This is a genomic window from Metabacillus niabensis, from assembly GCF_902829255.1.
Lineage (GTDB): Bacteria > Bacillota > Bacilli > Bacillales > Bacillaceae > Metabacillus > Metabacillus niabensis.
Window position 1 is genome coordinate 46,310 of record NZ_CADEPK010000032.1, and the last position, 11,994, is coordinate 58,303.

Sequence of the window (11,994 nt, forward strand, 5' to 3'; positions counted from 1 at the left end):
ATTTTGACATGAAAATGTGTAAAATATCATACAATATCTTTTTTTAATGAAGAAGGGTATCTAAGTTATAATAATATTAATACATCTATTTGAAAGCGCTTACTAAAAAGGGGTCTATATTTGTGGGGAAAAATCTTGCTTCAGTAATGATGAAAACAATTAATAGTATGAAATTACGTGACAAGCTTATGGTGACATTTATTGTTGTTGTGTTTATTCCTATCATGGTTGTCGGGATATTTTTAACCTATGAATTAAGAGACAATGCGGTAAAGGATGCGATTGAACAGTCAAAAATGAATGTTGAGCGTGTAAAAAAACGAACAGCCGAAGTTTTAAATGTACCAATCTATATTTCTAATAATCTTCAATTTGATCAAAAGCTAAGTAGTCTTGCAAATAGTTCATACAATACGACCTTTGAGGTTGTTGATGCATTTCAGGAGTATCAAGCCTTTGATTATTATCTCCATTATTATCCAGAGGTTGAAAATATTAAGCTATATATAAATAATCCAACGTTAATTAGTAATTGGGAAATCATTCCGATAAATGAACAAGTAAGAGGCTTCCATTGGTATAGTAAATCAACTGAAGATCCAGCCTATAATCGATGGTACTATCTTGAAGATGAAACGAAGAATAATAGGCAGTATTTAAGTTTAGTTAGAAGGATTAATTTTTTAGATTATAAAACATATGGGATTTTAGTTATGACGGTCAATCAACGTCATCTTAATATGATTCTTCAACAGGAGCCATTTCTCACGATGATAGTCGATGAAAGCAATTATATTATCTCTGCAAATCAAACAGAACTTATTGGGAAAAGCATGTATGAAATTATCGACCCTATGCATTCGATTACCAATGATCCAACGATTATTGAGGGAGACATTGAAGGAGAGCCCTCACAAATAATTATTGATAGCTTACAGCCTGAAATGAGTCAAAACCATCTTAAGATCATTTCAATTGTGACGGATAAACATATCGTAAAGGATGCTAATCGCCTAAGCTTGCTTGGAATTGTCGTCACAGTCGCAGGTATCGTATTCGCGATTGTTTTAATTGCTGCCGTCTCCTGGCTGTTATCAAAGCGTTTATCAAATTTAAGCCAAAATTTAGATCGGGTCTCAAAAGGGGATTTAACTGCAAGAATTGTTGTTGATGGTGATGATGAGATCGGGCAATTGTCAAAGCAATTTAATCAGATGGTTGAAAATATTCATCAATTAATCGAGCAAGTACAGGATGCGACACAGCAACGAAATTTGCTTGAAATCAGTCAGAAGGAGATAAAGCTGAAAATGATGGCAAGTCAAATTAATCCTCATTTCTTATTTAATACACTTGAGTCGATTCGGATGAAGTCGTATATGAAGGGTGAAAAGGAAATTGCTATGGTTGTTAAGCAACTAGGGAAATTGATGAGAAAAAGTCTTGAGGTAGGTGGGAATACAATTCCGTTAAGTAGTGAAATCGAAATGGTTTGCTGCTATTTAGAAATACAAAAGTTTAGGTATGAAAACCGCCTGAATTATGAATTAGCGATTGATCCACTTTCTGAAAACATCCAAATCTATCCGCTGATCATTCAGCCTTTAGTTGAAAATGCTGTTATTCATGGGTTAGAGGATAAAGAGGATGGTGGAACGGTTTATATAACAACAAGCGTTTCAGACAATGAGCTGACTGTCATTGTTGAAGATAATGGCTGTGGAATAAGTCAGGAAAAATTAGCGAGTATAAATGAAATGCTAAATAATCCTAATGAATTAGATGGAAATCGAATCGGTCTTCTTAATGTTCATAATCGATTACGGCTAACATACGGAGAGGATAGTGGCTTGAGAATTTCTAGTATTGAGGGGAAAGGAACAAAAATCCAATTTACTCTTACTGCGGGGGGATGAACATGTATAAAGTGATCATTGTAGATGATGAACCGATGATTAGAAAAGGGTTAAGAGCAATTATACCTTGGAATGAATTAGGCTTTGAGGTAGTCGATATTGCCAAAAACGGACGAGATGGTTATGAAAAATATCAACAGCATTCACCAAATTTAATGATCGTTGATATTAAAATGCCAGAAATGAATGGGATCACATTACTTGAAAAAATAAGAGAGGAAAATGAATCCATCCATTTCATTATTTTAAGTGGATATGCAGAATTTGATTATGCTAAAAAAGCAATAGGCTGTAAATGTGATGGTTTTTTATTAAAGCCATTAGATGAGGAGGAACTCATTACACATTTAAAGGGGATTTTTCAAAAGCTACAAAATGAAAAACAGCTCTATCATTTATTGAACGAGGACAAGGAAAACATGCGTGAGGAATTTATGCGAAAGCTTGTCCTCTCGAAACATAGCGAAATTGGAGAAGATGTAAAGAGGCTGGCAGATTACTATCAGGTAAGTTCTGATACGTATCAAACGGCGATCCTTTCCATAAACGATGAGGAAATAAGCGCAAAGGTAAAGAGCATTATAGAAGCATCAAAGCGAGGATTTGTTATTGAAAAAAGTGAATATTTAATCCTATTCTTTCTAGACGATTTTCTCTCAAAGCATCGAACAAATATATCTTTCCATCAGCTAATTCTATTAATAAAGGAACAGCAATTATATGCTGCGATCGGGGATGCGGTCAATCGAATCGAAGACATTCCCGATTCATATCAGTCTGCACTAGCAATATTTGAAAGGAAATTTTTCTATCCAAAAGGAAAGCTGCTATCAAGCAAGGAGCTTAAGGCTACATTCCAAGTAAATGATGAGCAGGGAACTAAAATTTCAATCGATTCATATGTTGAGCGTTTATACTATTCGATGGATATCGTTAATATGGCTGCATGTGAAAAAATTACAAATGAGCTTTTTGAAGAGTTAAGCCACCACGATAATAGTGAACTGGACGTGAAAAAAATAATTTTTCACATATATACAAATACAATAAATAAGCTGCTCCTTGCCAATCCGGATTTAAAATCTTTACATTCATTTATAACGAGTGCAGGAGATCTATTTGAGATGCAAAGCATTCCTTGTATAAAGCAATACTTCCTTAAGCAAATAAACCAAATTCTCTCTATGCTTGATAATGGAGAGACAGATGTAACATTAAAAAAACTAATTGATTTAATCCATAAGGAATATAATCAGAGCTTACGTTTGGAAACATTAGCTGATGTTTTCAATTATAATAGCGCTTATTTAGGTAAGCTTTTTAAAAGCTATACAGGGGAATATTTTAATACGTACTTAGATAAGGTAAGGATTGAAAATGGAAAAAAACTATTAGAAAAGGGCTATAAAGTATATGAAGTTGCTGAAAAGGTTGGCTATGCTAATGTCGATTATTTTCATCGGAAATTTAAAAAATATGTTGGAATTTCACCTTCATCTTTTCGCAAAGAAGGGTAAGGGGGAGTTCCATAAATGGTCTGACTTTAAACAAAATAAGATGGAAATTGGGTCTGATCCTTTACTATAGGTCAGGCTCTTTTTCTAGGTCATGTAAAAGAATATTGTTGATCGAAAGGGGTGTGTAAGTCTCCTGTTTAGAGAATCATGTCAAAGGGAGGCCACAGACACTTCAGCAGAGAGTCTTAAGAGCCGACCACAGAACTGAATTCTTGCAGTGGAAATAAAAACAAAGTTTCAGAGCATTTTCGGAAATGATAAAGCAGCTTTTACCCTATAGATTAAATAAGTTTCATCGTTTCGATAATCGGACACACGCCTGAATATCTGATTATTAATCTATAATTTTGACCTGATTTCTCTTAAAATCTATCAGGTATTGAAGTTAGTAAAACTTAGCTATCATAAAAGTACAGATATGGAGGGGGGATAACGTGGAAGTCATAAAAGAGAAAGCGCATTCAGAGATAGTAACACCAAAGAAAAAAAGAAGCTTTTGGCGGATGTTTAAGCAGCAAAAATATTTATATTTAATGTCACTGCCCTTTGTCATATGGGTGATTGTCTTTCATTATTTTCCGCTATGGGGCTGGACAATGGCGTTTCAAAATTATCGTCCAGGCTTAACGTTTTTTGAGCAGGAATGGGTTGGCTTTGAGCATTTTATTGCTTTATTCCAGGATGAGCGGTTTTATCTCGTATTACGAAATACCCTTGCGATGAGTATTATGGGATTACTTTTAGGATTTACAGTGCCGATCCTATTTGCAGTGCTATTAAATGAAGTTAGAAAAAAAGCGTTTAAAAGCATTGTTCAAACAGTCTCTTACTTACCGCATTTTGTGTCATGGGTCGTTGTTGCAGGTATTGTAACAAAAATGCTTTCAATCGATGGTGGAATTGTAAATCAGCTCCTTACATCAACAGGGCTAGTCGATGAACCAATTCAATTTATGACAAAGGGAGAATGGTTTTGGATAATTGTCACTTTGTCTGATTTATGGAAGGAAATGGGCTGGAACTCGATTATTTTCCTTGCAGCGATGGCCGGGATTGATCCGCAATTGTACGAAGCGGCAAAGGTTGATGGGGCAAGCAGATGGAGACAAATCTGGCATATTACACTTCCTGGTATTAGACCAACGATTTTAGTTGTCCTTATTTTATCAATTGGTCATTTAATTACGATTGGCTTTGAAAAGCAATTTTTACTCGGTAATTCAACTGTTGTTGATTACTCAGAGGTTTTAGATTTATATGCGTTAAATTACGGGATCGGTTTAGGCAGATTTTCTTACGGAACCGCGATTGGAATTTTTAATTCACTTGTCAGTATTATTCTACTTTTCCTGGCAAATGGAATTTTCAAAAGGTTTACAAATCAAAGCGTAATGTAAGGGAGGAAGTATCGACATGAAGCAAAAATCAACAATTACGGCAAAATGGGACGATCGAATCTTTGATACTTGTAATTACATTTTCCTAACTCTCGTGTTTATCGTTACGCTTTATCCTTTTTTAAATGTACTTGCAATTTCCTTAAATGATTCAACAGATACAGTGCGTGGTGGAATATACATTTGGCCACGAGAGTTTACACTTGATAATTATAAAGCGATTTTTGAATATGACTACTTAGTGACTGGATTTTTCAATTCTGTTTTAAGAACGGTCATTGGAACAGCACTCGGTGTTTTATCTTCAGCAATGGTAGCCTTTACATTAAGCAGGGCAGATTTCCAAGGGAGAAAATTTGTTTCGACTATTCTTGTTTTAACATTATATTTCTCAGGTGGACTTATTCCAGGGTATATGCTGATGAGGGAGCTTTCATTAATCAATTCATTTTGGGTATATGTCCTACCTGGAATGGTCAATGCATTTAATATCATTATTGTTCGTTCATTTATGGATGGACTGCCATATTCGTTACAGGAATCAGCAAAGATTGATGGGGCAAATGATTTCTCCATATTTTGGAGAATTGTTTTACCTTTATGTACGCCTGTATTAGCAACGATTGCTCTATTTGTTGCTGTTGGTCAATGGAATTCATGGTTTGATACGTATCTTTATAATAGTTCAAATCCAAGCTTAACAACTTTACAATATGAGCTAATGAAAATTTTACAAAACACGACTATGGGTGCCGCTGATGCGAACCAATTCAGAGGAACAACAGGGGAAGCAGCAGCAGCAAAGGTTTCACCTGAATCGATTAAAATGGCCATTTCAATGGTAACGATTATCCCGATATTACTCGTTTATCCGTTTGTACAACGATTTTTTGTTCAAGGGATGACATTAGGTGCTGTAAAAAGCTAAGGTTTATGTGAAACAAAGTATAAGCAGCAGAAGAGAAGGTTCTACTAGGACTAACTTAAGCTTTTCCTGAAACAGATATAAACACTTGTAATGTTTGGTTAATCCAGGTAATCCTGTTAACACTAATAAAGGTATAGAGGGGAGAAATAACAATGAAAGGGAAATACACAAGAGTCACATTAAGCATGCTGCTAGCGCTCGTATTATTTCTAGTGGGATGTAACAGCAATGAAAAAACGGTAAAAGAAGATTCGAGCAGTAATTCAGACGAGCCTGTTACATTCACATTGTTTAGTGCTGATCCACATTCTCAATGGGATAATATGGAGAGCCCAGTTAGTAAAAAGGTAATTGAAGAAACTGGTGTAACCATTAATGCAGAATTTGATGTAAGTGGTGGCGAACAAAAAATTCCGTTAATGGCTGCTAGTGGTGAATATCCAGACTTTATTCTGCCAAAAGGCTCTGCGAGTACGTTAGTTGATGCAGGGGCATTTATTGATTTAACAGATTTAATTGATAAGCATGCGCCAAATTTAAAAAAGATATATGGAGAATATATTGATCGATTAAAATGGAGTAAGGAAGATCCGTCCATTTATATCCTGCCAACTTCTGCAGTTGATCATACGTATTGGGCACCAGGAAATGGCTTTATGCTTCAGCATGATGTTGTAAGAGATTTAGGCTACCCGGAAATTAGAACAGTGAAAGATTTTGAAAACGCAATCAAGGAATATATGAAAAAACATCCAACAATCGATGGACAGCCAACGGTTGGGTTATCTTTATTGGCTGATGATTGGAGAATCCAAATTTCGACAACAAATCCAGCGTTTTATGCAACAGGTGCCTCTGATGATGGTGAATTCTACATTAATCCAGAAACACATGAAGCTACGATGCATTATCGCCGTCCAGAAGAAAAGGAGTACTTTAGATGGTTAAATCATATGAATGCTGAAGGATTACTTGATCCTGAAAGCTTTGTCCAAAAGTATGACCAATATTTAGCGAAAATTTCCTCAGGGCGAGTTCTTGGACTTATCGACACTGATTGGGAAGTAGCAGATGCACAACGCGCATTAAGAGAAGCAGGTAAGGAAGAAAGAATGCATGGTATGTATCCTGTAACCTTAACTGAAGAATATAAACACCATAATTTCCAAGACACTGGCTATCTCGGTGGCTGGGGAATTGGCATTAGCGTTGATTGTGAGGATCCAGTTCGTGCTATTAAGTTCTTAGACTTTTTAGCATCTGAGGAAGGGCAAATTTTACAAAATTGGGGAATTGAAGGGGAAAACTACGAAATCGTTGATGGGAAACGTATTATTCCTGAGGAAGAGATGAATGAACGTAATAACAATGCGAACTATGTAAAAGAAACAGGTGTCGGTGTATTAAAAGGCTTTGCTCCTTATTATGGTGATGGTGTGACTGATTCGACTGGTCAAACATATACAATTGCAAGTCCTGAGCAAATTAAAGATGCCTATACAGAAACGGAAAAAGAAGTATTAAAAAATTACGGTGTTGAAATGTGGAAGGATTTATATCCACAAAAAGAAGAATTCCCTGTTAAGGAATGGGGAGCTGCTTTCAATATTCCAGTTGAAGCAGGATCAGATTTAGAGTTAGTCATGCAAAAATGCTTAGATATTGTGAAAAAACGTATCCCAGAAGCAATTCTTGCAGACCCAGATGATTTTGATAAAGTATGGGATAAATTTATGAAAGACTTAGAGAAGGCTGGAGTTGAAGATGCCGAAAAGGCTTATACGGAGCTAGTAAAAGAACGTGTTGAGCTTTGGAATAAGTAAAAGTAGAAATCAAAGAGGATAATATCTTCTCAGATTGAAGACAAAGGGTATTAGGGAATGAGCGTATTCCTTAATACCCTTTTTTATTTTTGTCATGATGATTTGATGTGGTATTAAGATGAAAAAAAGACAGGAAATTTATGTTAGAATATAAAAATGGGAATAATTGCTCATTTTCCGTTAAAGAGCAGGATCATTTATTCAAAAATAGATTACAGGAAAGGTAGTATTTTAATGAAAAAAAATCAAATGTTTTTAATCGGAATGTCAACAGCCTTATTCGTTATATTGGCTGCTTGTGGAAACTCCTCTGCTGAGTCCAGTACCACATTAGAAAAACAAAAAGAAAATGAATCAATTCAACACACTGACGATGATTCTTTTAACTCAGAATCGACAGAAACTGATTCAAAAAACGATAAAACTAACACAAATACGTCTGATACAAAAAATAATGTTACAAACAAAGTAGATAGTAATGATACAAATGAAAATGTGGATACTCCAGACAATGAAAATAAAAAAGAAGAATTACCAAAAAACAATACAGTAAGTAAAAAGGAAGAATATGTTACAAAGCTAAATGACACGAAAAAGAAAACCGACGAGATGCGAGAGAACCCGTTAGATGACTCTACATACGCTTTGAAAAAAGTGGAAGGCGATAGATACGATATTTGGGATGGTTTATTAAATGAAATTTACGGAGTTCTAGGGGAACAACTTCCATCAGAAGAGATGGAACAGCTAAGAGAAGAACAACGTGAATGGATAAATTATCGTGATAAGACAGCAAAAGAGGCATCTTTAAAATATGAAGGCGGTACGGAGGAACATCTAGAATATGTTGTAGTAGAAAATAATCTTACTGAGGAAAGATGTTTTGAATTAGTTGAAAAATATATGAAATAATTTGTTTAAAAATGTATATATAGCAATGAAAGAAATAGAGGATGATCATTTCGATCATCCTTTTTTCGAACATTCATATATAAATTGCTTCACACTAGCTTGCAAAAACGATTTTTATTCCATGATACAGGCATTATGCCATAAAAAAATAGCATTATGATATTCTTATATTCAAGCAATCATGGTAATTTAATTCTTATAACAAAGAAATTGAAATGTAAAAAGGCAGAATAAAATGTAAGGGCATACATTTTTGTTGATGGTGCGTCGATTGAACTAATTTTATAAAGGTTGATTGGAGCAAAAGTGCGAGACTCCTAAGGGATAAAAGCAATGTAGTTTACGAAAACAGCCATCTTAAAAATAAGCTTAGAATAAAGAACTTAATGAGTACAATCACATGTTGATTGGAACTTATACTTTGATTCTCTAATCCAAAGGGGTGGTATATATAAAGCTTTATAAAGTAAAAGAAAAATTAAATGATATAAAGCTAAGGAATAAGTTAATTCTTTCTTTTATCGTTGTTGTGTTCATTCCCGTCATCATTGTCGGAGGATTTTTAACGAATGAGCTGAGGAAGTTAGCGTTAGTTGATGCAGAGCAAGAGGCTGTAGCAAATATGGAAAGGGTGAAACAGCGAACTTTAGAAGTCTTAAAAGTCCCTGTTTATATATCAAATAATCTTTTATATGATCAGCGGTTAGGACAAATTGTTAACACCGATTATGAAGATTTATATGACGTTGTCTTATCGTACCGCGATTATAATATTTTCCAGAGCTACCGAAGCATTTATAAAAATGAAATTAGAAACATAAAATTTTATACGGAAAACGAGACATTATTAAACAATTGGCAAATTGTCCCTGTGGATGAAAATGTCGAAAATTCCGATTGGTATCGCAATGCTAAAAACGGGAAAGGGTTAATTCGTTGGGATTATATTGAAGATGATACAAGCAATGGTAATAAATATTTAAGCTTAGTTAGAAAAATAGACTTTGTTGAATATGAAAAAAGCGGTGTACTAGTTATTCAATTAAATACGAAAATGTTTAACCTCATTTTATCGCAAGAATCGCAACCAACAATGATCGTTGATGATGATAATAATATTATTAGCTCTAATCAAAAGGATTTCATTGGGAACAAGCTTCAAAATATTATTGATTCACAAGAAATATTAGCGGGTAAAACCGGAACCTTTCAAGGGATGACACAGGACGTTTCTACACATATTTTGGTTGATTCGATTCAGCTTGATAGTAGTGTAAACCATGTACGAATTATCTCACTTATTGCGGATAAAGAGATTGGACGTAATGCAAATATGTTTGGAAAAATGGGGCTTATCGTTGTGACGATTAGCGTATGTATCGCTTTGCTATTAATCTATTATATTTCGAAATTACTTTCAAATCGCCTCATTAGGTTAAGCTCTCAGATTGGCCAAGTAGGAAATGGCAATTTTAATACACATATTTTAATAGATGGAAAAGATGAAATTGGTCAGCTGTCTAAACAACTTGATCGAATGGTGAAAAATATTAAACAGCTTTTAAATGAAGTATATGAATCAAATCGACAAAAAACCCTTCTTGAAAGAAAGCAAAGTGAAATTAAATTTAAAATGCTAGCTAGTCAAATGAATCCTCATTTTGTTTTTAATGCATTAGAGTCGATACGAATGAAGGCACATATTCGAGGAGAACAGGAAATAGCACGAGCAGTAAAGCTACTTGGAAAATTAATTAGAAACAGCATTGAAGTTGGTTCACGAAATGTGAATCTTATTAGTGAAATAGAAGTAGTCCGTTCCTATCTTGAAATTCAAAAATTCCGTCATGGTGATCGATTGAATTATTTTATCGAAATTGACCCACAAACAAAGCAATTTCCGATTCCACCCCTTATTATTCAACCGTTAGTAGAAAATGCTGTCATCCATGGTGTTGAAAAAAATGAATCAGGCGGAAGTGTCTATGTTAAGACACTTCTATGTGAAAAGGGTCTTCTTGTTGAAGTAACAGATAACGGCATTGGGATAAGTGAAGAAAGACAACAGGAAATTTTCAAGGCGTTAAATGAACAAGAGGAAAAAGAGGGGATGAGAATAGGGTTAAGGAACATTCATCAAAGACTACAGCTTTCTTACGGTAAAGATGCAGGGCTGAATATTGAAAGTAAAAAGCATGTTGGGACAAAGATTTACTTTATAATACCGACCTTTAGGAGGAGTTAGAATGTTGAAGGTTATGATTGTTGATGATGAACCAACGACCCTTCAAGGATTAGTCACCCTAATTCCTTGGGAAATATATGGGTTTGAAGTCGTTGGAACTGCTAGAAATGGGAACGATGCTTTAAATAAATTTCAGACACTTTTACCTGATGTGATGATTGTCGATATGATGATGCCAGGTATTACAGGAATTGAGCTTATTCGTAGGATAAGAGAACAGAATTCTTCGGTTGTGATCATCATTTTAAGTGGGCATGCTGAGTTTGAATTTGCCCAACAAGCAATGAAGTATAATGTGAAAGGGTATTTGCTAAAGCCTATCGATGAGGATGAGTTAATCCACCATTTGCAGGAAGTAGAAAAAACGGTTGAGGAGAATGATGAATATTTAGAGTTAAAGGTAAAGATGATCCAAGAAAAAAAGGAAGCGCTCCTCCTTGATGCGATTAAAGGAATAAACAGCTTAAAGCTAAATCAATTTCTTAAACATGATATGAAGTGGAACATGTGTAAGCTCCTGCTTGTAAAACCCTATGGCGACCTATATTATCTGAACGAATTTAAAGAAACATTCATCAATTGCTTTGAACAAACGAATAGTGGATTCGTATTCATGTATGATTCAAAAATTGGAATTCTTCTCAATGCTGAACATATGCTTGCAAGGCAGGAGGAGCACCTCTTTGCTAAGGTTCAAAAAATTTGTCATGAACATATGACGAATTTTACAGCAGCAATATCGGAATCATTTGATGATATGGAATGCCTTCAGGAGGTATTTGAAAAAATTGTAGCGATAGCGGAGCGTCAATTTTTTTATCAGGAAGGTGTGCTATTACATGAACGTTTAAAACCGATTATTGAAATAGAAAAGGATCCATGTCCTGAAGAGGAAAAGCTTAATCTTCCATTATTCGTTGATAAGTTATTGTTAGCGATGGAGGTCGGAGATAAGCAAGCGATTAATCGAATCCTTACAGAGATTGCCCAACAATTCGTAAACAGGAACGCGTCAGAAAGTGAAATGAAAACGAATTTCATTCAAATCATTTCATCATTATTAAACAAGCTTATGTATGTTTATCAGGATATTCGTGAAACGATAGGGAATGTATTATCAAAGGTTTTCGAAATTGAGAAGCAACCAAATATTAGTAAGCTATTACTGTTCGCAAATGAATTACTATCAGAAATCATTGAAAAAATGGATGTAAATGATTCGAATATTTTAGTGAAAAAAATGATTAATTTAATTG

8 protein-coding genes are annotated in these 11,994 nt (G+C 34.6%); all 8 read left to right on the forward strand.

Features of this window, described 5'->3' with window-relative positions; all coding sequences use genetic code 11:
- Positions 1 to 122: 122 nt before the first annotated feature.
- Entirely contained in the window at positions 123 to 1,916 is a 1,794-nt protein-coding gene (locus tag HU235_RS05925) for a sensor histidine kinase (protein WP_095298543.1), read from the forward strand.
- A 2-nt stretch (positions 1,917 to 1,918) separates the two neighbouring features.
- Positions 1,919 to 3,433 carry a response regulator transcription factor gene (locus HU235_RS05930; protein ID WP_174879604.1) on the forward strand — a complete coding sequence of 505 codons (1,515 nt, stop codon included), beginning with the start codon at positions 1,919 to 1,921 and terminating at the stop codon, positions 3,431 to 3,433.
- Positions 3,434 to 3,867: 434 nt separating this feature from the next.
- Positions 3,868 to 4,830: an ABC transporter permease gene (locus HU235_RS05935; RefSeq protein ID WP_233452142.1), complete on the forward strand. Its 963-nt coding sequence runs from the start codon at positions 3,868 to 3,870 to the stop codon at positions 4,828 to 4,830.
- A gap of 16 nt (positions 4,831 to 4,846) precedes the next feature.
- A complete protein-coding gene (locus tag HU235_RS05940; protein ID WP_095298547.1) occupies positions 4,847 to 5,758 on the forward strand; it encodes a carbohydrate ABC transporter permease in 912 nt (303 codons plus the stop codon).
- A 152-nt stretch (positions 5,759 to 5,910) separates the two neighbouring features.
- Positions 5,911 to 7,581, forward strand: coding sequence for an ABC transporter substrate-binding protein (locus HU235_RS05945; protein ID WP_174879605.1), 1,671 nt, complete (start codon positions 5,911 to 5,913; stop codon positions 7,579 to 7,581).
- A 234-nt stretch (positions 7,582 to 7,815) separates the two neighbouring features.
- Positions 7,816 to 8,493, forward strand: coding sequence for a lysozyme inhibitor LprI family protein (locus HU235_RS05950; RefSeq protein WP_174879606.1), 678 nt, complete (start codon positions 7,816 to 7,818; stop codon positions 8,491 to 8,493).
- Positions 8,494 to 8,935: 442 nt separating this feature from the next.
- Positions 8,936 to 10,738, forward strand: a complete 1,803-nt coding sequence (locus HU235_RS05955; protein WP_233452143.1) for a sensor histidine kinase — start codon at positions 8,936 to 8,938, stop codon at positions 10,736 to 10,738.
- A gap of 1 nt (position 10,739) precedes the next feature.
- A partial coding sequence (locus tag HU235_RS05960; RefSeq protein ID WP_174879607.1) for a response regulator occupies positions 10,740 to 11,994 on the forward strand: 1,255 nt, incomplete at its 3' end.

Excerpts from the sequence above, each read along its gene's own strand:
- HU235_RS05930 (WP_174879604.1), top strand. The coding sequence starts at position 1,919 with ATGTATAAAGTGATCATTGTAGATGATGAACCGATGATTAGAAAAGGG.
- HU235_RS05940 (WP_095298547.1), top strand. The coding sequence starts at position 4,847 with ATGAAGCAAAAATCAACAATTACGGCAAAATGGGACGATCGAATCTTT.
- HU235_RS05945 (WP_174879605.1), top strand. The coding sequence starts at position 5,911 with ATGAAAGGGAAATACACAAGAGTCACATTAAGCATGCTGCTAGCGCTC.
- HU235_RS05950 (WP_174879606.1), top strand. The coding sequence starts at position 7,816 with ATGAAAAAAAATCAAATGTTTTTAATCGGAATGTCAACAGCCTTATTC.